Genomic DNA, 22,798 nt, shown 5'->3' on the forward strand with positions numbered 1-22,798 from the left:
AAGGCGATGCATGCATGCATCGCCTTCTGCGTTTACGGGCCGATTTCTGGATTTTTGCGACGGAACTGGGACAATGATGATCCTCCTCACCTCACGCTCTCACGCCGATGTCCACTCTTCCCGCCCCGACTTTCGATGACGTCGCCGACGCCGCCCGGCGCATCGAAGGATTCGCCCATCGCACGCCCGTCCTGACTTCCCGCACCGCCGACGCCATCGCGGGCGCGTCGCTCTTCTTCAAGTGCGAGAACTTCCAGCGCATGGGCGCGTTCAAGTTCCGCGGCGCCTACAACGCGCTCTCTCATTTCGACGACCGCCAGCGCGCAGCGGGCGTCATCACGTACTCGTCGGGGAATCATGCGCAGGCGATCGCGCTGTCCGCGAAGCTCGCCGGCATCCGCGCGACGATCGTCATGCCGGAAGACGCGCCCGCCGCGAAGATGGAGGCGACGCGCGGCTACGGCGGCGAAGTGATCACCTACGACCGCTACACGCAAAATCGCGAGGAAATCGGCCGCAAGCTCGCCGAGGAACGCGGCATGACGCTGATTCCGCCCTACGACCATCCGCATGTGATCGCGGGGCAGGGCACGGCGGCGAAGGAACTGATCGAGGAAACCGGTTCGCTCGATTATCTGTTCGTGTGTCTGGGCGGCGGCGGGCTCATCGGCGGATGCGCGCTCGCGGCGGCGGCGTTGTCGCCGGACTGCAAGGTGATCGGCGTCGAGCCGGAGGCGGGCAACGACGCGCAGCAATCGCTCGCTCGCGGCGAAATCGTGCATATCGACGTGCCGCGCACGATCGCCGATGGCGCCGCTTCGACGCACGTCGGCGAATACAACTTTCCGATCATCCAGCGTCACGTGGACCGGATCGTCACCGTGAGCGATGCGCAATTGATCGACACGCTGCGCTTCTTCGCGCAGCGCATGAAGATGGTCGTCGAGCCGACCGGCTGCCTCGCGGCGGCCGCCGTGCTGCAGAAGGTCGTGCCGGTCGAAGGCAAGCGCGTCGGCGTGATCGTGTCGGGCGGCAACGTCGATTTGCCGAAGCTGTCGCAGTATCTCGCGTGATGGCGGATCGTCACGACGCTGCGTTGACGATCAGATCGCGGTAGCCGTTCACGATCACGCTGTACGCGAAGTACGCGAACAGCACGGCGGACATCACGTGGCACGCGCGCAGGAGCTGCGTGCCGGCGCGCTTTCGGCCGTGGCTCGCGAGCGTGCAGATGAAGATCGTCCAGCCGAGCCCGCCGCAGAAGAAGCCGATCAGAAACACCGACGCGCTGACGGGACTCGTCGCGCCGGCCTTGGCGATGAGCGCGCCGCCGACCGCCGCAAACCACAATATCGCGCTCGGCGACGACACCGCAAGCAGGCATCCGCGCACGAAGCTTTGCCAATGCTTCGGGCGCGGCACGGTGAGATCCGCTTCGCCTTCGACGGGCGGCGCCGACGCCGGATTGAGCGCTTCACGCGCCATCTTCCAGGTGAGAAAGAGCAGCACGACGGCGCCGCCGATCCACACGACCCAGCGCACGGCGGAGAACTGCAAGAGCGCGGACATGCCCGCGAGCGCGAGCGCCGCGTAGAACAGATCGCCGAAGCACGTGCCGAGGCCGAGCACCATCCCCGGCTTGAATCCGTGCGACAGCGCGAGCGAAATGATCGCGACGTTGGCGATCCCGATATCCAGACACAACGACAGCGACAGAAAGAACCCGTCCGACAGCAACGACCACGAATGCATGTTGTTATTGATGGTTGTGAAGCGTGAAGCTGACATCGAGACGGCCGGTCGGCACGTTCATCGTGTTGCGTGTGGGCGGATTACGGAAGGCGGCGAGCGCATCGCGCTGTGTTTGCGTGCCGATGCCGAGCGCATCGAGCAGATGGACGACGACCGCGTTCACCACGGCCGTATTGCCGTCCTCGACTTTCACCGCGATGCCGATCGGACCTGTCTCGCGGCGCACGCCGATCGCGTAACTCGCGTCCGCGCCGGTCTTGGCGACGAGCGCGCCGCCGAACGCCTGCATCACCAGCGTGCAGAAGCGGCCTTCGCCCGCGACGAGTTCCGGATGCGACGTCATCGCGCGATGGACGCGTGCGAGCGGCGAGCCGTCCGACGCGGCGGCGATGTTCATATAGAGCCGCGCGAGACGTTCGAGCGGGAAGGCGGGCGTCGGCAGATTGCAGCCGTCGATGGCCCATTGCACTTCGTCATCGGCGAGATCGACGGCGCGCGCCACCGTCCGCTTCACATGCGCCTGCAGCGGATGACCGGGCAAGTGGTAATCGGCGAGTGGCGCGTTCATCGCGCGCGCGCCCGCGAGCATGCCGGCGTGCTTGCCGGAGCAATTGCTGCAGACGGCGGTCGGCGTGAAATCGCGCCGGATCCAGTCCTTGTACACGGCGTCTGAAATCGGCGGATGGCCGCCGCAGCGCAGATCGCTTTCGCTCGCGTTCGACTTCGCGAGCATCGCGAGCGCGCGCTCGATATGACGCGGCTCGCTGCTGTGCGATCCGCACATCAGCGCGAGGTCCTCGTCGGTGAAGCCGAAGCGTTCGAGCGCGCCCGTTTCGATGACGGCGAGCGCCTGCGCGGGCTTCGCGGCCGAGCGCGGCAGCGTCACGCGGCGCGGATCGCCGAAAGAATGGATGAGGCGGCCATCGGCATCGACGACCGCGACATGCGCCGCGTGCGTGTTCTCGATGACATCGCCTCGATAGAGCGTGGCCGCGATCGTCATTTGTCGAGTCCGAGTTCGGTCCAGAGCGTATCGACGCGGCGCTTCACGGCTTCGTCCATGACGATCGGGCGGCCCCATTCGCGATTCGTTTCGCCGGGCCACTTGTTGGTCGCGTCGAGTCCCATCTTCGAGCCGAGACCCGCAACCGGCGACGCGAAATCGAGATAATCGATCGGCGTGCTGTCGACCATCACGGTGTCGCGCGTCGGATCGACCCGCGTCGTGATCGCCCAGATCACTTCCTTCCAGTCGCGCACGTTCACGTCTTCATCCACGACGACGATGAACTTCGTATACATGAATTGCCGCAGGAAGCTCCAGACGCCGAACATCACGCGCTTCGCGTGGCCGGGATAGCTCTTCTTCATCTGCACGATCGCCATGCGATAGCTGCAGCCCTCCGGCGGCAGATAGAAATCGGTGATCTCGGTGAACTGCTTCTGCAACAGCGGCACGAAGACTTCGTTCAGCGCGACGCCGAGCACGGCAGGCTCGTCCGGCGGTTTGCCTGTGTAGGTGGAATGGAACAGCGCGTCGCGGCGCATCGTGATCTTCTCGACGGTGAAGACCGGAAACCATTCCTGCTCGTTGTAATAGCCGGTGTGATCGCCGTACGGGCCTTCGAGCGCGTGCTCGTATTTCGCCGACGCCCCCGCCGACGGACGCGGCGGCGCGCCTGCGGGCGCAGGCGGCGGCGCGCCGTCTTGCGGATAGATGAAACCTTCGAGCACGATTTCCGCGCGTGCCGGCACCTGCAATGTATCGACGCCCGGCGTCAGGCATTTGGCGAGTTCGGTGCGCGATCCGCGCAGGAGACCAGCGAACTGATATTCGGACAACGAATCGGGCACGGGCGTCACTGCGCCGAGAATCGTCGCCGGATCGGCGCCGAGCACGACCGCCACGGGATACGGCTTGCCGGGATTCGCGAGCGCAAACTCACGGAAATCGAGCGCGCCGCCGCGATGCGCGAGCCAGCGCATGATGAGCTTGTTGCCCCCGATCAGCTGTTGCCGATAGATGCCGAGATTCTGACGCGGCTTGTTCGGCCCGCGCGTGACGGTGAGGCCCCAGGTGAGCAGCGGACCGGCGTCGCCGGGCCAGCATGTCTGGATCGGCAGCCGATTGAGATCGACGTCGTTGCCTTCCCACACGATTTCCTGGCAGGGCGGCGCGCTGACCGACTTCGGCGCCATGTCCCACACGGCCTTCGCGAGCGAGAGCAGCTTGCCGGCATCCTTCAGGCCCTTCGGCGGCTCGGGCTCCTTGAGCGCGGAAAGCAGCCTGCCGACATCGCGCAACGAACTCAGCGCGGCGACGTCGCTGCCGAGACTCACATCGGAACCGCTTTGCGCGTCCGTCTCGATGCCCATGCCGAGCGCGACGCGCCGCGTCGTGCCGAACAGGTTCGCGAGCACGGGCATCGTGTGACGGGTGGGCGCTTCGAACAGCAGCGCCGGTCCGCCCGCGCGCAACACGCGATCGGAGACTTCGGTGATTTCGAGAACGGGAGAGACGGGCTGCCGAATGCGGCGGAGTTCACCGAGCGCTTCAAGGCGGGCGGTGAAGTCGCGCAGATCTTTGTATTTCATCGATGGTCGGAAGTGGACTCGAAGGCGCCCGGAGGCAGAACTCGCCGGGCGGGACGGCTGCGCGCTAAGCGATTGTCGATTTTACCTGCGTCGGCGTCCGTGCGTTGGGCGACATTCAGCGAAAACCGCTTGGAATCGCCCGGGAGACGTGGTTTTCGGCTGCTGAACACTGTTCAATATAACTGTAAGTAATTGAAACCAAAGTCTATAGCATTGACGGATCATTAAACCCTGTTAGAATCGCTTGGCATCCATTGCAGGTTTTGAAACTTTTTACCTTAGCCTCAGGTCTGTCAGACGCCAATGCGTCGCCTGCGCCGCTCCTGCCCGGCGATTCATGGCTGTTGGTTGTCATTGCCGGCGTTTCACACGCCGGTTTTTCGCGTGGAAAGCCACGTGCGCGTTCAGGGCATGCAGTTCGTGCCGCGCAACCCGGCGGATTTTTGCCGGATCGGCTTTTCAGACGGCGCTTGCCGTATCCCCGATGCCGCTGACGCTTACCGAGAGTGAGCGGTGTCTGATTTGTCTTTCGAGTACGTGCTTCATTCGTATTCATCTGCGCAAATCATGCAACATTGGGAGTATCGATGAATGCTTCGGTTTGGTGGGGTTCCGACTCCCGCGCCGCGCAGGTTGTGCGCGTAGCGCTACGTCGCGGACGCCGTTTGAGTCACCATCTCTTCGCCGTGGTCGGTTGCGCGGCCGTTGTCAGTGCGCTCGCGCTCTGGCTGGCGCCTTCCTGGCGCACGACGTTCGCTGCAAAGATCATGCCGTTCGTGTCGGCCGCGGTCCAGGCCGGTCCGGCGCGTTTGCTCGCCGGCCAGCCGCTGCCGCCGTTCTCGGCGGTGCATCGCGCGCCCGGCGACGCCGCGCTGCCCGTGAACGTGGCCGCTAACACGGCGGCGCCCGAAATTGCCAAGGCGCCGGCCGCCGTGACCCCGTCGCTCGGCGCGGCGGCCAGCGACGACGCCAGCACCCGTCAGCTCACCGGCGGCATCAGCCTGGCCGTGTCGCCCAACGGGCTCGATCCGCGCACGATGCCGTCCGTCGGCATGCTGGCGAACCTGATTCCTGCGCAACGCGTCGTCGCGGATGCGCGCGATGACCGCGTGCTCGTCTCGGCGCGTGAGCAGAAGCTCGTCGCGAATTTCATCGCGCGTCGCTATCGCGTGGCGCAAGAGCCGGTCACGGAACTCGTGCGCGCCGCGTTCGATACGGGTCGCGAAGTCGGCCTCGATCCGCTGCTGCTGCTTTCGGTGATGGCGATCGAATCGGGCTTCAATCCGTATGCGGAAAGCGGCGTCGGCGCGCAGGGCCTCATGCAGGTCATGTCGAAGGTGCATTCCGACAAATTCGAGTACTTCGGCGGCTCGCACGCGGCGCTCGATCCGCTCGCGAACATCAAGGTCGGCGCGCTCGTGCTGAAGGATTGCATCGCGCGCGGCGGCTCGGTGGCGGGCGGCTTGCGCTACTACGTCGGCTCGACGACGCAGGACGACGGCGGTTACGGCGCGAAGGTGCTGGCCGAGCGCTCGCGTCTGCGCGATGTCGCGCGTGGCCGCAATGTGCCGATCAACGCGCCGCAGGCGCCGGTCCAGGCCGCGCCGAAGCAGGTTCTCGCCTCGACGTCCGCGGACAAACGCGTTCACGCGACGATCGAATCGCCGAAGAAATCGCAGGACGATGGCGACGTGGACACGAAGCACGTCGCATCGGCGGAGCTGGGCGCGTAAGGCTTTCGGCAGACGTAAAAAGGAAAGGGCACCCGCGGGTGCCCTTTTTGTTGCGTGTGCCGTCGCGATTATCGACGGAACAGCGTGCCCAGTCGCTGGACCGCTTCTTCCAGCTTCGCCTGCGACGTCGCATACGACAGCCGGATGTAGCGCTGCGGCGCGTGAAAACCGAAATCCGCGCCCGGCACGAGCACGACGCCCGCGTCGTGGAGCATCGAATGCGTGAGCGCATCGCTGTCGCCGGCGGCGGGGTGATGAACCGTCGTCGTGTCGGCGTAGACGTAGAACGCGCCGTCCGGCACGACCGGCACGCCGAAACCGAGCGAGCGCAGCGCCGGCACGATGTAATCGCGACGCCGCTTGAACTCCAGTCGCCGTGCTTCGTAGATCCCGATCGTCCCCGGCTCGAAGCACGCGAGCGCCGCATGTTGCGCGAGCGCCGACGCGCAGATGAACAGATTCTGCGACAGCTTTTCTACCGCGCTGACCATCGCGTGCGGCACGACGAGCCAGCCGAGCCGCCAGCCGGTCATGTTGAAGTACTTCGAGAAGCTGTTCACGGTGAGGACGTCGTCGCCGAAGGAGAGCGCGGACACGGGTTTCGCGTCGTAACTCAGGCCCTGGTAAATCTCGTCGACGATCGTGAAGCCGCCGCGCGCGCGCACCGTGTCGACGATGCGCCGCAGTTCGTCCGGCTCGATCGACGTGCCCGTCGGATTCGATGGCGACGCGAGCAGCACGCCGCGCGTCTTCTCGCTCCAGTTCTCCTCGACATGCTCGGCCGTCAACTGGAAGCGCTCGGCCGGGCCGCTCGCGATGAGCACCGGCTTGCCATCCGCCGCCGACACGAAATGCCGGTTGCACGGATAGCAGGGATCGGGCATCAGGACTTCGTCGCCGTTATCGACGAGCGCCATGCACGCCAGCAGCAGCGCCGCCGACGCGCCCGCCGTCACGACGATCCGCTCGGGGTCGACGGCCAGGCCGAAGGTATCGCGATAATGCTGCGCAATCGCCTCGCGCAGCGCGTGGATGCCGAGCGCGTTGGTGTACTGCGTCACGCCGCGCTTCAGGGCATCGGCGGCGGCGTTCGTGACCGGCTCCGGCGCGGTGAAATCCGGCTCGCCGATGCTCATGTGGATGATGTCGCGGCCCGCGCGCTCGAGCGCCTGCGCCTCTTTCATCAGCTCCATCACGTAGAACGGCTCGATTGCGTCGACGCGCGACGCCAGCCGCACGAGCGGTTCGGCTGTCTGGTTCATTTATGCTCCGCGGCCGCGCGCCTGCGCTTCGGTGGGCCGCATCACGACGGCGAGCTTGTCCAGCACGCCATTGACGTACTTGTAGCCGTCCGAGCCGCCGAAAGTTTTCGTCAACTCGACTGCTTCGTTGATGACGACGCGATACGGCACGTCGATGTGATGCTTGAACTCGAAGGCGGCAACCAGCAGCACCGCGCGCTCGACCGGCGACAGCTGCTCGATCGGACGATCGAGGCACGGCTGCAACTCGGCCGACAGCGCGTCGGATTCCTTGATCACGCCGTGCAGGATCGCATCGAGATGATCCTTATCGGCCTTGTCGAAACCTTGAGAATTGCGCAACTGCGCGTCGATTTCGCCGGCGGGCGCGCCCGACAGCAACCACTGGTAAAGCCCTTGCGTCGCGAGTTCGCGCGAACGGCGTCGTGCGCTCTTCATGCGCGGTCCTCGTCTTCTTCGTCTTCGTCTTCATCGTCGCCGCCGAGCTGCTCGAGCGCGACGGACAGATTCGCCATTTCGACCGCCACGCGCGCGGCGTCGCGACCCTTTTCGGTCATGCGGGCGACGGCTTGCTCGTCGTTCTCGGTCGTCAGCACGGCGTTCGCAACCGGAATGCCGAAGTCGAGCGCGATGCGCGAGATGCCCGAGCCGCTTTCGTTCGACACGAGCTCGAAGTGATACGTCTCGCCGCGCACGACGGCGCCGAGCGCGATCAGCGCGTCGAACTGGCCGGATTCCGCGAGCTTTTGCAGCGCGAGCGGAATTTCGAGCGCGCCGGGCACCGTGACGAGCAGCACGTCCTGGCCGATCACGCCGAGGCGTTCCAGCTCCTCGATGCAGGCGTCGGCGAGGCCGTTGCACACCGGTTCGTTGAAGCGCGACTGCACGATGCCGATGCGCAGGCCGTCACCGTCGAGGTTCGGCTGGTATTGTCCGATTTCCATGAATGATTTCCGTTGGTTCAGATTGGGTTTGGCGTTCAGGCCGAGCGCAACTGCGTGATGCTCGTATCGGCGGGCGCGGCGGTGGCGGGGCAGCCGGGCATCGGCACGAAGCCTGTCACTTCCAGGCCGTAGCCCGACATGCTGCCGAGCTTGCGCGGATTCGCGAGCACTTCCATCTTGCCGACGCCGATATCGCGCAGAATTTGCGCGCCGATGCCGTAGGTCTTGAAGTCGATCGGGCGGCGCTTGAGTTCCGCCGCCTTGTCCTTCTGGTCGAACGCGCGGAACACGTCGACGAGATGTTCCTTCGTGTCGCCGCAATTGAGCATGACGATCGCGCCGAGATCGCGCGCGGCGATTTCCTTCATCGCGGCGTCGATGGTCCAAGAGTGCGTCGACGAGTCGATTTCGAGCAGATCCAGCACGGAGAGCGGTTCGTGCACGCGCACCGGCGTGTCGCGATCCGGACGCGGCGTGCCGCGCACGAGCGCGATGTGCGGCGAACCGGTGGGCTCGTCGCGATACAGCAGCGCGCGGAACGGACCGTGCGCGGTCTGCATCGTCCGCTCGCAGACTTTCTCGATGATCGATTCGGTGCGGCTGCGGTAGTGGATCAGATCGGCGATGGTGCCGATCATGATGCCGTGCTGCTGGCCGAACTCGATGAGGTCGGGCAGACGCGCCATTTCGCCGTCGTCCTTGATGATCTCGCAGATCACCGCGGCGGGCGTGAGACCCGCGAGCGCGGTCAGGTCGCAGCCGGCTTCCGTATGGCCCGCACGCACGAGCACGCCGCCCGGCTGCGCCATGATCGGGAAGACGTGGCCCGGCTGAACGATGTGCTCGGCGCGCGCATCGTGCGCGACGGCCGCGGCGATGGTTTTCGCGCGGTCGGCGGCCGAGATGCCGGTCGTCACGCCCTCGGCGGCTTCGATGCTCACCGTGAACGCCGTGCCGTACTGCGTGCCGTTGCGATGCGTCATGAGCGGCAGGTTCAACTGCTTGCAGCGTTCCTGCGTGAGCGTGAGGCAAATGAGGCCGCGGCCGTGCTTCGCCATGAAGTTGATCGCTTCGGGCGTGACGAATTCTGCGGCGACGACGAGATCGCCTTCATTCTCGCGGTCTTCTTCGTCGACGAGGATCACCATCCGGCCGGCTTTCAGTTCAGCGATGATCTCAGGAGTGGAGGCGAGCGACATGATGACGTCCCGAGCGGGCTCTGATTTGGGGAAAGCGCGTATTTTACGCCACGGCTGGTGGAGCGTCGGGGAAATCGACTCTCTTCGAGAGGTGGAGGTTTCCTAAGCCATTCGGACGAATGGCGCGACGGGCAAGCGTTTGGGAAACTGTCCTCACTGTAACTTTAAAGCGGATGGGTTTTGTACAATGTTGTGTACATTAAACTTAATGGGGCCGAACATGGCTTATAGGGCAAGGGACATCATTCCGCTCTCTCAGGCGCGTGCAAATCTCTCTGAACTCGTCGACGAGGTTCGCGGCGGCAATGAAAAGATCATCACGAAGAACGGAGAAAGCTATGCCGCGTTGATCAGCGCGGAAAAGCTCGAAGCGTTCTACCGCATGGAGAGGTCCCGCATTCATCTGGTGCTGCTGAACGACGCGTTGACCGCCCTGAAGAGCCTCGACAAGAACGAAACGGAAGATGCCGACGAGTACTTCATCCGTCTGAAAGCGCGTCTGGGAGCGCCGCAAACCGATGACGGAGAGTCGGACCGTGAATGATGAACGCAAGCGCACGACCGTCCGAATCTCGAGCGAATTCAATGCCCGACTCACGGATATCGAGCGCTACTGGAACCGCGTTGACCGGCCTGAAAGCTTCCTTCGGCTAGTCGAGGCGATCGAAAAGAAGGTCGTACCGGTGCTTCGGCGCTTTCCGGCTCTTGGACGACGCCTTCTCAATTCGAAGCCGGATACGGTCGATGCTTTGCTGACGATCGAGGAGATCGTGGACGTCACGAAGTCGGGCGCGCCTCATCAAGGCGAGCTACACGAACATCTGTTCGATGACTACGTGCTGCTCTATCTGTTGTCCGGTGACACGATCACTTTCTTGTCGCTCCGGAACATGAAAGAGACTTCCTCCGAATTCAGGGATCTGTGGGGTCCGGAGCGCTAGGTCAGGACAACGCGAGCATTCACCCCGCACTCATCATCCGCTCCACATACCGCGCGATCAGATCGATCTCCAGATTGACCTTCTCGCCTTTGGCAAGCGCCTTGAGCGTCGTCACTTCGACGGTATGCGGAATCAGATTGATGGAAAACTCGCAGCCGTCGGCGCTGTCGCTGACGGAATTCACCGTGAGGCTCACCCCGTTCACCGTCACCGAGCCCTTGTAAGCCAGGTACTTGCCGATATCCTTCGGCGCCACGATGCGCAATTCGTGCGATTCGCCCACCGGCTCGAACTTCGACACGACGCCCAGCCCATCGACGTGACCGGATACGAGGTGCCCGCCAAGCCGGTCGTGCGCGCGCAACGCCTTTTCCAGATTCACGCCGGCGCCCGCATCGCCGAGTCCGACGGTCTTGTTGAGACTCTCGCGCGACACTTCGACGTCGAACGTGCCGGCCGATTTCTCGACAACCGTCATGCACGCGCCCTGAATCGCGATGCTGTCGCCGAGCTCGACGTCGGCGAGATCGAGATCGCCCGCGGCGACCGTCAGACGCACGCCCGCTTCCGGCTCGGCACCGAGCGGCGTGACTTTTTCGATTCGGCCCACGGCCGCGACAATTCCTGTGAACATCGGTCGGACTCCTCGATTCGGTGCTGGGTCAGCTCGCCACGTTGGCTTCGGCAAAACGCGCAAGTATGCGCAGATCGTCGCCGAGCCGGTCGATGCGATGAAATTTCAGATGCGGCCGCGCATCCAGCGTGTCGGGCGGCGCGAAGTCGAACATGCCGGGCGCGCTGCCGAGCAGGCTCGGCGCGAGATAGATCAGCAGTTCGTCGACGCAGCCTTCGCGCAGCAGCGAGCCGTTCAGCTTGTGGCCCGCTTCGACATGCAATTCGTTGATTCCGCGATCGGCGAGCGCCGTGAGCATCGCGGGCAGATCGACCTTGCCGTACTCGTTCGACAGCTCGATCAGATCCGCGCCTTTCTCGCGCAACGCGTCGATGCGCGCCGGATCGGCGTCGGCGGAATGGAAAATCCAGGGCGGCGCGCCGTCGAGGACGCGCGCGTGCATCGGCACGTCCAGCCGGCTGTCGATCAGCACGCGTTGCGGCTGGCGCGGCGTGTCGACCGCGCGCACGGTCAGTTGCGGATCGTCCTCGCGCACCGTGCCGATTCCCGTGAGAATCGCGCAGGCGCGGGCGCGCCACGCGTGGCCGTCGGCGCGCGCGTCTTCGCCCGTGATCCACTGACTCTCGCCCGTCGGCAAACCGGTACGGCCGTCCAGCGTGGCCGCAACCTTCATTCGCACCCACGGACGGCGGCGCGTCATACGCGACACGAAGCCGATGTTCATCTCGTGCGCCTCGTTCGCGAGCAGTCCGCAACGCACGTCGATGCCGGCGTCGCGCAGCATCGTCAAGCCGCGGCCGGACACCGACGGGTTCGGATCTTCCATCGCGGCGATTACTTTCTCGACGCGCGCATCGATGAGCGCATGCGCGCACGGCGGCGTGCGGCCGAAGTGACTGCACGGTTCCAGCGACACATACGCGGTCGCGCCGCGCGGATCCTTGCCGCGCGAACGGGCGTCCTTCAGCGCCTGCACTTCGGCGTGATCCTGGCCGGCCGGCTGCGTGTAGCCCATGCCGATCACTTCGCCGTTCTTGACGAGCACGCAGCCGACGCGCGGATTCGGCGTCGTCGTGTACATGCCCTTCGAGGCGAGCGCGAGCGCGCGCTCCATGTGCGTGAAGTCGGTTTGCGAGAACATCGGCGCGGCCCGGAAACGTCAGGCGGCGAGCGACGCGAACGCGCCGCGCGCCGCGTCGATCGTCGCGTCGATGATCGCGTCGTCGTGCGCGCTCGACACGAAGCCCGCTTCGAACGCGGACGGCGCGAAGTACACACCGGCATCGAGCATCGCGTGAAAGAACGCATTGAAGCGCCTCGTGTCGCCTTGCTGGATTTGCGCGAAGCTGCCCGGCACGCTGTCCATGAAATACAGGCCGAACATGCCGCCGATCGAATCGGCGGAGAAGGGCACCTTCGCGTCGCGGGCGGCGCCGGTGAGGCCGTCGACGAGCTTGCGCGTCTGCTTGGCGAGATCGTCGTAGAAACCGGGACGCTGGATCAGTTGCAGCGTCTTCAGGCCCGCGGCCACCGCGATCGGATTGCCCGACAGCGTGCCCGCCTGATAGACGCCGCCGAGCGGCGCGAGATGAGCCATGATGTCGCGGCGTCCACCGAACGCGGCCGCCGGCATGCCGCCGCCGATGACCTTGCCGAGACAGGTGAGATCGGGCTTGATGCCGTAGACCTGCTGCGCGCCGCCGAGCGCCACGCGAAAGCCGCACATGACTTCGTCGAAGATCAGCACGGAGCCGTATTCGTTGCAGCGTTCGCGCAGCGCGTTGAGAAACTCGGGCGTCGCGCGCACGAGATTCATGTTGCCCGCGACCGGCTCGACGATCACCGACGCGATTTCCGGCCCGAACGCCTTGAACGCCTCGTTCAATTGCTCGACGTTGTTGTACTCGAGCACGGTCGTGTGCTTCGCGATGTCGGCGGGCACGCCGGCGGAAGTGGGATTCCCGAACGTGAGCAGACCGGAGCCGGCTTTGACGAGCAGGCTGTCCGCGTGCCCGTGATAGCAACCTTCGAACTTGACGATGCGGCTGCGGTTCGTGAAGCCGCGCGCGAGGCGCAATGCGCTCATCGTCGCTTCGGTGCCGGATGACACCATCCGCACCTGTTCGATCGACGGCACGAGCTTGCAGATTTCCTCGGCGATTTCGATTTCGGCTTCGGTCGGCGCGCCGAACGAGAAGCCGTTCGCGAGCACGCGTTGTACGGCGCCGAGCACTTCCGGATGGACATGGCCGAGAATCATCGGGCCCCACGAGCCGATGTAGTCGATATAGCGCTTGCCATCCGCATCCCAGAAATACGCGCCTTCTGCGCGCTCGATGAAGCGCGGCGTGCCGCCGACCGAGCGGAACGCCCGCACCGGCGAGTTCACGCCGCCGGGAATGGTTCGCTGCGCGCGTTCGAAGAGAGCTTGATTCTTGGACATGGATGGAAGCCTGCACTGAAAAGTGGATGCGGGAGTCGCGAGGACACGCGCCCGGCTGCCGCTGCAACGTCTGCACGGCGCGCGAAACGCGCCGTCCGGCGCGAAAAACGATGCTGAAATTGTACCGGAGTCGTTGCAATGCAACCGTGTCCGGCTAGGGTCGCATCGAGCGCCGTCCGGTGCGTGCGGCCCACAGTTTTTCCAGCGCGCCCTCGGCGATCGGCTTGATGAGCGTGCCGGACATCTGCGCGTCCCACGTCTGCACGGAGAACGGATGCGCGCGCAATTCGTCGCGCGTGACGACGACCTGCTCGCGCGCATCGACGAGCCAGTCATAAACGAAGTCGATGCGCAGCCGATAGCCGCGCTTGGCTCCGGCATCCGGCACTTCGTGCGGCGCGCGCGTCACCCAGCCCGACGCGAACACGCCCCTGGGTTCCTGCGACACGCGATGCACGAAGACCCGATCGCCCGGCAAGAGTCCGCGCGCGGTGCCGCAACCCCATACGTCGGCAACGGCATCGCCTGCGGCGACGCGCCGCGCGAACTCGGGCAAGTCGGGCCACGGCCATTTCTTTGGGCTCCAGATCAGCAGAAAGGCGGTCATGGGTTCGGTCGGACGAGAAGAGAGCGATGAGCTTAACGCAGCGTCGCGACCGGGGCCGGATCGCGGCAAGGGCTCGCGTACAATGTTTGCTCCTTGCGCGGTAAGGATGCCGCGCGGCCTCAACGCTTCCCCGTCTCCCGAACTCCATGTCCGACACCACCCGGCGCCGGCCCGATGGCCGTTTGATCCTTCTGCTCGGCGCGCTCGCCGCGTGCGGCCCGCTGTCGATCGACATGTATCTGCCGAGCCTGCCGTCGCTCGCCGCCGCGTTCGGCACGAGCCCGGCCGCCGCGCAAAGCACGCTGACGAGCTTCATGTTCGGCTTCTCGTTCGGCATGCTGCTCTACGGTCCGATGTCCGACGCCTATGGCCGCCGCCCCGTCCTGCTCGGCGGCATCGCGCTGTACGCGCTCGCGAGCATCGGCTGCGCGGCGGCGTTTTCCATCGACGCGCTCGTCTTCGTGCGCTTCCTGCAGGCGCTCGGCGCGGGCGCGGCGTCGGTGCTCGCGCGCGCGATCGCCCGCGACGCCCACGCGCCGACCGACGCGGCACGCGTCCTGTCGATGCTGTCCATCGTCACGTCGATCGGACCGTTGCTCGCGCCGCTGATCGGCGGGCAATTGCTGCTGCTGGGCAGCTGGCGCGTCGTGTTCGTCGCGCTGACGCTCTTCGGCGTGACATGCGCGGTGACGGCGTATCTGCGCGTGCCGGAGACATGGCCTAAGGAAAGGCGCGCGAGCGCGGCGGTCGGCAAATCGTTCGCCGCTTACGGGCATCTGCTGACCGATCCCGTCACCTGGGGCCACATGATGTGCGGCGGCATGGCTTTCGCGTCGATGTTCGCGTACATCACCGCCACGCCGTTCGTCTATATCGATTACTTCCACGTCAGGCCGCAGTATTACGGGCTGCTGTTCGGCCTGAACATCGTCGGCATCATCGCGGGGAATGTGCTCAACACGAAGTTCGTCGGCCGCGTCGGCGCGATGAAGATGATTTCGGCTGCATCGTTCGTGAGCGTCGCGGCGGCGCTCGCGGTCGCGTTCGTGGCGCTGACGGGCTTGGGCGGCCTGTGGTCGATCGTCGTGACGCTGTTCTTCGTGGTCGGCGTGGTCGGACTGCTGTCGGCCAATTGCACGACCGAGCTGATGCATCGGTATCCGCACAACGCGGGCGCGGCCGCCGCGGTTTTCGGCGCGATGCAGCTCGCGCTCGGCGCGCTCGCGAGTCTCGCCGTCGGCTTGTTTCACGATGTTTCGCCGCATGGCATGGGCATCGTGATAGGCGTGTGCGGCGTGCTGACATTCGCCGGGCGCACGCTGGTGCTGCGCTCGCACGCGGCGCCCGTGAAGGTCTGAACGGCGCGCAGAAACAAAAAAGCCTCGCTATGTGGCGAGGCTCAACATTTGATGCTCGTTTTTGCGGTCTCGAATCAGATGTGCCTGGGTCAAAGGTGCTTCCTGGGTCGATCGCAGTTGTTTGTCGATTCGGTAACTTACTGGGTCAAAGTTGTTTACCGGCTCGCTTCGGTCGCAGGGGCAATAGGCATGTTCTCCAGATGAGCGATCAGTGGTGCCTGGGTCAAAGGTGCTTCCTGATCGGGTTCGTGTCGATTCGGTTATTCCTCGTTGCCGTTTCAGCCTTGTCGACGAAGCTGGACTGCATCAAGGAATGAGACGAGTGTAGGCCGTCGTCGAACGACGACATATCGAAGGAATTCGAATCGGTGGGCAAGGCCGCGTGACGGCCGAAACGCGCTGTTGCGCGCCGTGAAACCGATGTTCGCCTAAACCGCGCGCGCGAGCGTCGGCATGGGCGGCGCGAGAGGAGTGCCGCGCGCCGCGAGCGCGGACAGCGTGGCCTCGTTGACATCGGAGATCACGCAGAGCGCGACGATCTCATGCAGGTTCGACGTGACGAAGGCGCGTTCGCCGGCGGCGGCGAACGCATCGGGGTCGAGCGTGAAGCGTGTCGGCGGGATCGGTATCGGCATGACTCGGGAAGCGCATTCGAAGGGTCCAGATCCTGCAGAATGCGTTCGCGCTTCTCGATAGGCATCGACTGAAACGTCCCCGCGTGCTGCTATTCGAGGGGGCCGATCGTCGCCGCGAGAAACGTGAAGGCCGCGGCTTCCGCCTGCGCGACCGCTCCGGGTTCGACGCCCGCGCCGTGCCCGCCGTCGCCGGTCTCCTGATACCAGACGTCGGCGTGGCCTTGCGCCTGCATCTTCGCGGCCATCTTGCGCGCGTGGCCGGGATGCACGCGGTCGTCGCTCGTCGATGACGTGAACAGCGCCGGCGGATACGTCACGTCGGCCTTCACGTTCTGATACGGCGAATACGCCATCAGATGATGAAGATCGCCGGCGTCGTCGGGATCGCCGTATTCGTCGATCCACGATGCGCCTTGCAGCAGCAAGTGAAAGCGCGCCATATCGAGCAGCGGCACTTCGGACAGCACGGCGCCGAAAAGCTCGGGCCGTTGGACCATGCACGCGCCGGTGAGCAGGCCGCCGTTGCTGCCGCCCCGAATGGCGAGCTTCTTCGGCGTCGTGACGCCGCTATCGACGAGCGCTTGCGCCACCGCGGTGAAATCATCGAACGAAATTTGACGGTTCTCGCGCAATGCCGCCTGATGCCACGCCGGGCCGAACTCGCCGCCGCCACGGATATTCGCGACCGCGTACAGCCCGCCGCGTTCGAGCCACGCGATGCCCGTGGTTGCGTCGTAGCCGGGGTCGAGCGCGACTTCGAAGCCGCCGTAGCCGTAGAGCAGGCAAGGGCGCGGTTCGGCGGTGGTCTCGATGTCTCTTCCGATCAGCCAGTAAGGAATGCGCTCGCCGTCCGGCGCGATCGCGTGGCGGCGCACGGCGGCGAGACCGGTTGCGTCGAATTGCGCGGGAAGGCGCGCGAGCAGTCGCCAGGGCGCGTCGCTGGCGAGATCGGCGTGATAGAGCGACGGCGGCAACAGAAAATGCTCGACGTGGATGAGCACGGTGTCGTCGCGTTCGCTGTCGATCGAATCGACCCATGACTGGCTCGCTTCCGGCAGCGCGAATTCGCGCGCCTGCCATGCGTCATCGGGATTCGCGTCCGGGCGCAGCAGCGTGACGCGCGGCGTGCCGTCATCCATCTGCGAAACGATGAGGAACTGCTTCGTGAAGTCGATGCCCGCGAGGACGAGGCGTTCCGACGGCGTGAAAAGCGCCGTGAACCGGCGCGAGCCGGCGAGAAACGCGTCGCGGCGGATGACGGTCAGCGTGCCGGGCGCGTAGCGGCGCCCGCCCGCGTTCCAGAACTTGCGCGGCGTGACGAAGAGCCAGCCGTTCCAGTGCTCGATTTCCGCGTGCGACGGCAGATCGTACTGGCGCCATTCGTTGGCGGTTTCGTCGAGCCAGTAGTTGAGCGTGTCGTAGAACGTGACCGCGCGCGACGCGAGATGCAGCTTCTCGATCGGATCGTAGTCCACGCCCGCCGACACGTCGCGCCGATTGCCTTCGAACACGACGGGCGCATCCGCGAGCGGCGTGCCGCGCTTCCAGCGACGCGCCTGCCGTGGAAATCCGGATGTCGTCAGCGCCGGGCTCGGGTTCGTCTTGCTGTCGTCCCAGCCGACGTACACGGTGTCGCGATCGATCCACGAGATGTCGTGCTTGCCGACATCGGGCAATGCGAAGCCATCCGCGACGAACGTTTTCGACGCGATCTCGAACTCGCGCACCATGCACGCGTCCGAGCCGCCCGGCGACAGGCTCACGAGCGCGCGATCGTAGTCGGGATAGAGCATGTCGAAGTCGGCGAGGGCCCAGCGTGTGTCGCCCACCGCGTCGGTGTTCAGGTCGAGCGCGTCGACGTCGAGGATCGTTTCCCATGCGGGCTTGCCTTCGAGCCACGCAGACCACGGCGTGCGGCGTACGATGCCGAGCGGATGCGCGTCGTCCTGCCATGTGTTGTAGCCCCAGTCGCCGTAACGCGAACAGGCGACGATGCGGTCTTTCGACGTGTACGCCTTTTCGAGCCGGCCGGCGAGGGCGCGCGCGTCGGGCGTGTTGCCGAACGCGGCTTCGGTGCGGCGGTTCTGGGCGTCGATCCACGACTGCACGCGGGCGTCGTCGAGCGCTTCGAGGCCGATGAAGGGATCGGGGCCGTCGGAGGGCGGCCAGGCGAGTTCGGGATTCTGATCGAGGATGGTCATGCGGAATCGGAGCTTCGAAAGGCAAAACGCCGATTGTGCCTGTTATGGCGGCGCAATGAAAAAGCCGCGCATCAGCGCGGCTTTCAACTTCAACGACCAGGCAGACTCAAGCCAGCCGCTCTTCCGTCTGCGGATCGAACAGCACGGCCTTCGACACATCGAACAGCAGGGTCATGTTCGTCATCGGCTGCGGATTGCTCGCAGGGTGCACGCGCGACACGACGCGCTTGCCGTTCACCTGCGCGAACACGAGCGTGTCCGGGCCGGTCGGCTCGATCACGTCGACGCGCACGTCGACCGGCTGCAGGCTCGCATCCGACACATCGTGCGCGCTGCGCGAATCGGTGATGCGCTCCGGGCGCAGGCCCAGAATCACATCCTGCCCGACCTTGCTGCGCAAACGACCCGCATCGAACGGCAGATTCAGCACCTTCTGCGTGACGCCCGTATCGAGTTGCAAACCGACGCCCGAACCCGACTCGACGAGCTTGCCCGTGATGAAGTTCATCGGCGGCGCGCCGATAAAGCCCGCGACGAACAGATTCGACGGCGAATCGTAAATCTCCTGCGGCGCGCCGAACTGCTGCACGATGCCGTCCTTCATCACCGCGATGCGATCGCCGAGCGTCATCGCTTCGATCTGATCGTGCGTCACGTAGACGATCGTCGTGCCGAGGCGCTGATGCAAGAGCTTGATCTCCGAACGCATCTCGATGCGCAGCTTCGCGTCGAGGTTCGAAAGCGGCTCGTCGAACAGGAACATCACCGGATCGCGTGCGAGGGCGCGGCCCATCGCGACGCGCTGACGCTGCCCGCCCGACAGTTGCCCCGGCTTGCGATCGAGCAGATGACCGATCTGCAGCGTCTCCGACACGCGATCGACGATCTTCTTCTGCTCGTCCTTCGGCACCTTGCGAATGTTGAGACCGAACGAGATGTTGTCGCGCACGCTCATCGAAGGGTAGAGCGCGTAGGACTGGAACACCATCGCGATATCGCGGTCCTTCGGCGAGAGGTCGTTGACCGTCTTGCCGTCGATCATGATGTCGCCACGGGTCACGGTCTCCAGACCCGCGATCATGTTCAGCAGGGTCGACTTGCCGCAGCCCGAGCCGCCGACGAGGATCAGGAACTGACCGTCCTCGATATCGATATTGACGCCCTTGAGAACCGGCACCCCGTTCGGGTAGGTCTTGTACACGTCACGGATGGAAAGGCTTGCCATGTGAATCCTCTATCTCTCGATACTGCTCGTTTAACCCTTCACCGCGCCGGCGGTCAGCCCGCGCACGAAATAACGTCCCGCGATCATGTAGACGAGGATCGTCGGCAATGCGGCGATGATCGCGCCGGCCATGTCGACGTTGTATTCCTTCACGCCCGTCGATGTGTTCACGAGGTTGTTCAGCGCCACCGTGATCGGCATGGAATCCACGCCCGAAAACACGATACCGAACAGGAAATCGTTCCAGATCTGCGTGAATTGCCAGATCAGGCACACCATGAAGATCGGCAGCGACACCGGCAGCAGAATCTTCGTGAAGATGGTGAAGAAACCCGCGCCGTCGATGCGCGCCGCCTTCACGAGCTCGGCCGGAATGCTCACGTAGAAGTTGCGGAAGAACATCGTCGTGAACGCGATGCCGTAGATCACGTGTACGAGCACGAGGCCGGTCGTCGTGTTCGAAAGGCCGAGAAAGCCCTGCAGACGCGCCATAGGAAGAAGGATCGCCTGGAAGGGGATGAAGCAGCCGACGAGCAGCATCGTGAAGATGGCGTCCGCGCCGCGGAAGCGCCAGTGCGTGAGCACGTAGCCGTTGAACGCGCCGATGAACGACGAGATCAGCACGGCGGGGATCACCATGCGGACCGAGTTCATGAAGAACGGCTCCATGCCGTCGCAGCGCACGCCGGTACACGCTTCCTGCCACGCTTTGACCCACGGCGCGAACGTGAAGTGCGTCGGCGGCGTGAGCAGATTGCCCGTGCGAAGCTGGTCGAGATCCTTGAACGACGTCGACAGCATCACGTAGATCGGGAACAGGAAGTAGAGCGCGAAAAGTATGAGCACCGCGTAGATGACGGCGCGGCTCAGGGTCATCTTAGGCTGCATTGCGGGTGCTCCTCGATTCGAGATACATGAGCGGCACGAGCACGGCGACGACGGTGGCGAGCATCATCATCGACGATGCGGCGCCCACGCCCAGTTGCCCGCGATTGAACGAGAACGTGTACATGAAGATTGCCGGCAGCGACGACGACGTGCCCGGACCGCCCGCCGTCAACGCGACGACGAGGTCGAAGGTCTTGATCGTGATGTGGCAGAGGATCAGCAGCACGGAGAAGAACACCGGGCGCATGCTCGGAATCACGATCTTGCGGTAGATGGTCGGCAGCGTCGCGCCATCGACTTGCGCGGCCTTGAAAATTTCGCCGTCGACGCCGCGCAGACCGGCGAGGAAGAGCGCCATCACGAAGCCCGTCGATTGCCACACCGCGGCGATCACGACGCAGAAAATCGCCTTGTCCGGGTCGCCGAGCCAGTTGAACGAGAAACTCGTCCAGCCCCAGTCATGAAATACTTTCTCCAGACCGAGGCCGGGGTTCAGAATCCACTGCCACGCGGTGCCGGTCACGATGAACGAAAGCGCCATCGGATAGAGGAAGACCGCGCGCAATGCACCTTCGTTGCGGATCTTCTGGTCGAGAAGGATCGCAAGGAAAAGGCCGAGGAACACGCAAATCCCGATGAACGGAATGCCGAACCAGCCGAGGTTGGCGGCGGAAGTCCACCAGACATCGTTGGCGAAAAGCTGTTTGTAGCGGTCGAAGCCCGCGAAATCGTAGCGCGGCATGAGCCGCGATTCGGAAAGCGACAGATACCCGGTAATGGCGATGAAGCCGTACACGAAAACGATCGCGATCACGACGCTGGGAGCGAGCACCAGCTTCGGAATCATGCGATCGGCGAGCGCCGCCGTCGGTGACGCGCGACGGGGCGGGTTTTGCGGTTTCTTGTCCGCGGCGATGGAGGCAGTCACGACTCGACTCCTGGAAGATGCGCCGGCGCTTTTCGTGCGTTTAGGTGCACTGACTGGCGCTTCTGTGGCGAATGCCTGCTGGCGCTGAAATGTTGCGACGTTACAGATGCAGTCCTGCTCTGTCTTGCCCCGCCCGGCGCATGCCTTTCGCACACGCGCCGGGCGGATGCGGCCTTACTTCGTCTTGGCGGCGTTCGCGAGTGCGGCAACCGCGCTCTTCGAATCCTGCGACGAATTCATGAACTTCGTCACGACGTCGGTCATCGCGCCGGCGACGGCATCGCCCTGAGCCATGCCGTGCGCGAGCGACGGAACATAGCCGCCCGATTTGATCGCCGTCTGTTCATCAGCGTAGGACTTCTTCGCGCAGTCGTCGAACTTATCCATCGGGACGCCGAGACGCACCGGGATCGACCCCTTGTTCAGACTGAACTGCTCCTGGAATTCCGGCGTCATGATGGTCTTCGCGAGCGCGAGCTGGCCCGGCGTCGCAGCCTTCTGGCCCTTCTGCTGGAAGAACACGAACGAGTCGACGTTGAACGTGTAGGCCTTCTCCGTGCCCGGCACCGGCGCGCACACGTAGTCCGTGCCCGCCTTCTTGCCGGCGCCGGCGAATTCGCCCTTCGCCCAGTCGCCCATGAACTGCATGCCGGCCTTGCCGTTGATGACCATCGCGGTCGCGAGGTTCCAGTCGCGGCCCGTGCGGCCGCTATCGAAGTAGCCCTGGATCTTGCGGACCGTGTCGAACACCTGAACCATCTTGTCCGAGGTCAAGGTCTTCTGATCGAGATCGACGATCGCCTTCTTGTAGAAGTCCGCGCCCTGCGACAGCACGACGTCTTCCCACAGCGTCAGGTCCTGCCACGGCTGGCCGCCCATCGCGATCGGCATGATGCCCGCGGCCTTCATCTTGTCGGCGACCTGGAAGAACTCGTTCCAGTTGGTCGGGACCTTGCCGCCCGCCTTGTCGAGCGCGGCCTTGTTGATGTACAGCCAGTTCACGCGATGCACCGAGAAGGGCGCGGCGACGTAGTGGCCGTCGGCGTGGATGATCTTGTCGATTTCCGGCGGCAGGTTCTTTTTCCAGTCGCCCGCGACGGAATCGATCGGCACGAGGACGCCTTGCTCGGCCCATTCCTGGATCAGCGGACCCTTGATCTGCGCCGCCGACGGCGCGTTGCCCGAGATGACCTGCGTCTTCAGCGCGGTCATCGCGGCCGCGCCCGCACCGCCCGCGACAGCGAAGTCCTTCCAGGTGTAACCCTGCTTCGTCATGTCGTCCTTGAGCACGCCGACAGCCTTGGATTCGCCGCCGGACGTCCACCAGTGCAACACGGAAACGGCCTCGGCAGCCTGAACCGCCGACGCCGTCGCGCCGCACAGAAGACCTGCGGCGCACAGCGCGCCCATGAGCTTACGGACTTTCATTGTTTATCTCCTCCAGACACCTGAC

22 protein-coding genes are annotated in these 22,798 nt (G+C 64.6%); 5 read left to right on the forward strand and 17 right to left on the reverse strand.

The window, feature by feature from the left end; translation table 11 throughout:
* The first annotated feature begins 107 nt into the window (after positions 1-107).
* The gene (locus NCT05_RS04900; RefSeq protein ID WP_250501826.1) at positions 108-1,073 is read left to right on the forward strand and encodes a threo-3-hydroxy-L-aspartate ammonia-lyase; all 966 of its coding nucleotides are present in this window, start codon (positions 108-110) and stop codon (positions 1,071-1,073) included.
* Between the two features lie 10 nt (positions 1,074-1,083).
* On the opposite strand, the gene NCT05_RS04905 is transcribed toward NCT05_RS04900, so the two are convergent.
* Genes NCT05_RS04905 through NCT05_RS04915 form a run of 3 tightly spaced genes read right to left on the reverse strand, consistent with a single transcriptional unit; the run spans position 1,084 to position 4,347 of the window.
* Complete coding sequence (locus tag NCT05_RS04905) at positions 1,084-1,752, reverse strand: LysE family translocator (protein ID WP_008350875.1); 669 nt, start codon at positions 1,750-1,752, stop codon at positions 1,084-1,086.
* A 4-nt stretch (positions 1,753-1,756) separates the two neighbouring features.
* Complete coding sequence (locus tag NCT05_RS04910; RefSeq protein WP_250501827.1) at positions 1,757-2,755, reverse strand: asparaginase; 999 nt, start codon at positions 2,753-2,755, stop codon at positions 1,757-1,759.
* Positions 2,752-4,347, reverse strand: a complete 1,596-nt coding sequence (locus NCT05_RS04915; protein ID WP_250501828.1) for a UbiD family decarboxylase — start codon at positions 4,345-4,347, stop codon at positions 2,752-2,754. The genes NCT05_RS04910 and NCT05_RS04915 overlap by 4 nt, the downstream gene beginning before the upstream one ends.
* 587 nt (positions 4,348-4,934) lie before the next feature.
* Here NCT05_RS04915 and NCT05_RS04920 point away from each other — a divergent pair.
* A complete protein-coding gene (locus NCT05_RS04920; protein ID WP_250501829.1) occupies positions 4,935-6,080 on the forward strand; it encodes a lytic transglycosylase domain-containing protein in 1,146 nt (381 codons plus the stop codon).
* A 68-nt stretch (positions 6,081-6,148) separates the two neighbouring features.
* Here NCT05_RS04920 and NCT05_RS04925 read toward each other — a convergent pair whose 3' ends face one another.
* The 4 genes from NCT05_RS04925 to ribBA are packed head-to-tail and all read right to left on the reverse strand — an operon-like array spanning position 6,149 to position 9,485.
* On the reverse strand, positions 6,149-7,342 hold the full coding sequence (locus NCT05_RS04925; RefSeq protein ID WP_250501830.1) for a pyridoxal phosphate-dependent aminotransferase: 1,194 nt from the start codon (positions 7,340-7,342) through the stop codon (positions 6,149-6,151).
* Complete coding sequence (nusB, locus tag NCT05_RS04930; RefSeq protein ID WP_008350865.1) at positions 7,343-7,780, reverse strand: transcription antitermination factor NusB; 438 nt, start codon at positions 7,778-7,780, stop codon at positions 7,343-7,345.
* Positions 7,777-8,286 (reverse strand): 6,7-dimethyl-8-ribityllumazine synthase, encoded by a 510-nt coding sequence (gene ribH, locus NCT05_RS04935; protein ID WP_008350863.1) that lies wholly within the window; start codon positions 8,284-8,286, stop codon positions 7,777-7,779. Before ribH ends, nusB begins: the two co-directional genes overlap by 4 nt.
* Before the next feature lie 35 nt (positions 8,287-8,321).
* Complete coding sequence (ribBA, locus tag NCT05_RS04940; protein WP_033536677.1) at positions 8,322-9,485, reverse strand: bifunctional 3,4-dihydroxy-2-butanone-4-phosphate synthase/GTP cyclohydrolase II; 1,164 nt, start codon at positions 9,483-9,485, stop codon at positions 8,322-8,324.
* Between the two features lie 208 nt (positions 9,486-9,693).
* Between ribBA and NCT05_RS04945 the strand changes: the two genes are divergently transcribed.
* Positions 9,694-10,029 carry a type II toxin-antitoxin system Phd/YefM family antitoxin gene (locus NCT05_RS04945; RefSeq protein WP_409017137.1) on the forward strand — a complete coding sequence of 112 codons (336 nt, stop codon included), beginning with the start codon at positions 9,694-9,696 and terminating at the stop codon, positions 10,027-10,029.
* Entirely contained in the window at positions 10,022-10,426 is a 405-nt protein-coding gene (locus NCT05_RS04950; protein WP_250501831.1) for a hypothetical protein, read from the forward strand. Before NCT05_RS04945 ends, NCT05_RS04950 begins: the two co-directional genes overlap by 8 nt.
* Positions 10,427-10,445: 19 nt before the next feature.
* Here the strand turns inward: NCT05_RS04950 and NCT05_RS04955 are convergent, their stop codons facing one another.
* The 4 genes from NCT05_RS04955 to NCT05_RS04970 all read right to left on the reverse strand — a co-directional run bounded on the left by NCT05_RS04955 (position 10,446) and on the right by NCT05_RS04970 (position 14,110).
* The gene (locus NCT05_RS04955) at positions 10,446-11,060 is read right to left on the reverse strand and encodes a riboflavin synthase (RefSeq protein ID WP_250496702.1); all 615 of its coding nucleotides are present in this window, start codon (positions 11,058-11,060) and stop codon (positions 10,446-10,448) included.
* A 28-nt stretch (positions 11,061-11,088) separates the two neighbouring features.
* Positions 11,089-12,201 (reverse strand): bifunctional diaminohydroxyphosphoribosylaminopyrimidine deaminase/5-amino-6-(5-phosphoribosylamino)uracil reductase RibD, encoded by a 1,113-nt coding sequence (gene ribD / locus NCT05_RS04960; RefSeq protein WP_250501832.1) that lies wholly within the window; start codon positions 12,199-12,201, stop codon positions 11,089-11,091.
* An 18-nt stretch (positions 12,202-12,219) separates the two neighbouring features.
* Entirely contained in the window at positions 12,220-13,503 is a 1,284-nt protein-coding gene (hemL, locus tag NCT05_RS04965) for a glutamate-1-semialdehyde 2,1-aminomutase (protein WP_008350851.1), read from the reverse strand.
* Positions 13,504-13,657: 154 nt separating this feature from the next.
* Positions 13,658-14,110 carry a hypothetical protein gene (locus NCT05_RS04970; RefSeq protein WP_250496704.1) on the reverse strand — a complete coding sequence of 151 codons (453 nt, stop codon included), beginning with the start codon at positions 14,108-14,110 and terminating at the stop codon, positions 13,658-13,660.
* A 146-nt stretch (positions 14,111-14,256) separates the two neighbouring features.
* Between NCT05_RS04970 and NCT05_RS04975 the strand changes: the two genes are divergently transcribed.
* A complete protein-coding gene (locus NCT05_RS04975) occupies positions 14,257-15,468 on the forward strand; it encodes a Bcr/CflA family multidrug efflux MFS transporter (RefSeq protein ID WP_008350845.1) in 1,212 nt (403 codons plus the stop codon).
* A 428-nt stretch (positions 15,469-15,896) separates the two neighbouring features.
* On the opposite strand, the gene NCT05_RS04980 is transcribed toward NCT05_RS04975, so the two are convergent.
* The 6 genes from NCT05_RS04980 to NCT05_RS05005 form a co-directional block, all read right to left on the reverse strand.
* Complete coding sequence (locus NCT05_RS04980) at positions 15,897-16,103, reverse strand: hypothetical protein (protein WP_175981805.1); 207 nt, start codon at positions 16,101-16,103, stop codon at positions 15,897-15,899.
* 89 nt (positions 16,104-16,192) lie between these two features.
* Positions 16,193-18,304 carry a prolyl oligopeptidase family serine peptidase gene (locus NCT05_RS04985; RefSeq protein WP_034471316.1) on the reverse strand — a complete coding sequence of 704 codons (2,112 nt, stop codon included), beginning with the start codon at positions 18,302-18,304 and terminating at the stop codon, positions 16,193-16,195.
* Positions 18,305-18,410: 106 nt separating this feature from the next.
* Complete coding sequence (locus NCT05_RS04990) at positions 18,411-19,529, reverse strand: ABC transporter ATP-binding protein (protein WP_008350840.1); 1,119 nt, start codon at positions 19,527-19,529, stop codon at positions 18,411-18,413.
* Positions 19,530-19,559: 30 nt separating this feature from the next.
* Positions 19,560-20,417, reverse strand: coding sequence for a carbohydrate ABC transporter permease (locus NCT05_RS04995; RefSeq protein ID WP_008350838.1), 858 nt, complete (start codon positions 20,415-20,417; stop codon positions 19,560-19,562).
* Complete coding sequence (locus tag NCT05_RS05000; RefSeq protein WP_250501873.1) at positions 20,407-21,264, reverse strand: carbohydrate ABC transporter permease; 858 nt, start codon at positions 21,262-21,264, stop codon at positions 20,407-20,409. Before NCT05_RS05000 ends, NCT05_RS04995 begins: the two co-directional genes overlap by 11 nt.
* A 255-nt stretch (positions 21,265-21,519) precedes the next feature.
* Positions 21,520-22,773, reverse strand: coding sequence for an ABC transporter substrate-binding protein (locus tag NCT05_RS05005; RefSeq protein ID WP_008350833.1), 1,254 nt, complete (start codon positions 22,771-22,773; stop codon positions 21,520-21,522).
* Positions 22,774-22,798: the final 25 nt, after the last annotated feature.

The sequence above is a fragment of the Caballeronia sp. AZ7_KS35 genome (assembly GCF_023631045.1).
In the GTDB taxonomy this organism is placed as follows: Bacteria; Pseudomonadota; Gammaproteobacteria; order Burkholderiales; family Burkholderiaceae; genus Caballeronia; species Caballeronia zhejiangensis.

Coding starts and splice junctions, on each gene's coding strand:
- NCT05_RS04945 (WP_409017137.1), top strand. CDS start 9,694: ATGGGGCCGAACATGGCTTATAGGGCAAGGGACATCATTCCGCTCTCT.
- ribD (WP_250501832.1), bottom strand. CDS start 12,201: ATGTTCTCGCAAACCGACTTCACGCACATGGAGCGCGCGCTCGCGCTC.
- NCT05_RS04925 (WP_250501830.1), bottom strand. CDS start 7,342: ATGAACCAGACAGCCGAACCGCTCGTGCGGCTGGCGTCGCGCGTCGAC.
- nusB (WP_008350865.1), bottom strand. CDS start 7,780: ATGAAGAGCGCACGACGCCGTTCGCGCGAACTCGCGACGCAAGGGCTT.
- NCT05_RS05000 (WP_250501873.1), bottom strand. CDS start 21,264: ATGATTCCGAAGCTGGTGCTCGCTCCCAGCGTCGTGATCGCGATCGTT.
- NCT05_RS04955 (WP_250496702.1), bottom strand. CDS start 11,060: ATGTTCACAGGAATTGTCGCGGCCGTGGGCCGAATCGAAAAAGTCACG.
- NCT05_RS04915 (WP_250501828.1), bottom strand. CDS start 4,347: ATGAAATACAAAGATCTGCGCGACTTCACCGCCCGCCTTGAAGCGCTC.
- NCT05_RS04995 (WP_008350838.1), bottom strand. CDS start 20,417: ATGCAGCCTAAGATGACCCTGAGCCGCGCCGTCATCTACGCGGTGCTC.
- NCT05_RS04900 (WP_250501826.1), top strand. CDS start 108: ATGTCCACTCTTCCCGCCCCGACTTTCGATGACGTCGCCGACGCCGCC.
- NCT05_RS04990 (WP_008350840.1), bottom strand. CDS start 19,529: ATGGCAAGCCTTTCCATCCGTGACGTGTACAAGACCTACCCGAACGGG.
- NCT05_RS04905 (WP_008350875.1), bottom strand. CDS start 1,752: ATGCATTCGTGGTCGTTGCTGTCGGACGGGTTCTTTCTGTCGCTGTCG.
- NCT05_RS04970 (WP_250496704.1), bottom strand. CDS start 14,110: ATGACCGCCTTTCTGCTGATCTGGAGCCCAAAGAAATGGCCGTGGCCC.
- NCT05_RS04975 (WP_008350845.1), top strand. CDS start 14,257: ATGTCCGACACCACCCGGCGCCGGCCCGATGGCCGTTTGATCCTTCTG.
- NCT05_RS05005 (WP_008350833.1), bottom strand. CDS start 22,773: ATGAAAGTCCGTAAGCTCATGGGCGCGCTGTGCGCCGCAGGTCTTCTG.
- NCT05_RS04980 (WP_175981805.1), bottom strand. CDS start 16,103: ATGCCGATACCGATCCCGCCGACACGCTTCACGCTCGACCCCGATGCG.
- hemL (WP_008350851.1), bottom strand. CDS start 13,503: ATGTCCAAGAATCAAGCTCTCTTCGAACGCGCGCAGCGAACCATTCCC.
- ribBA (WP_033536677.1), bottom strand. CDS start 9,485: ATGTCGCTCGCCTCCACTCCTGAGATCATCGCTGAACTGAAAGCCGGC.
- NCT05_RS04985 (WP_034471316.1), bottom strand. CDS start 18,304: ATGACCATCCTCGATCAGAATCCCGAACTCGCCTGGCCGCCCTCCGAC.
- ribH (WP_008350863.1), bottom strand. CDS start 8,286: ATGGAAATCGGACAATACCAGCCGAACCTCGACGGTGACGGCCTGCGC.
- NCT05_RS04910 (WP_250501827.1), bottom strand. CDS start 2,755: ATGACGATCGCGGCCACGCTCTATCGAGGCGATGTCATCGAGAACACG.
- NCT05_RS04920 (WP_250501829.1), top strand. CDS start 4,935: ATGAATGCTTCGGTTTGGTGGGGTTCCGACTCCCGCGCCGCGCAGGTT.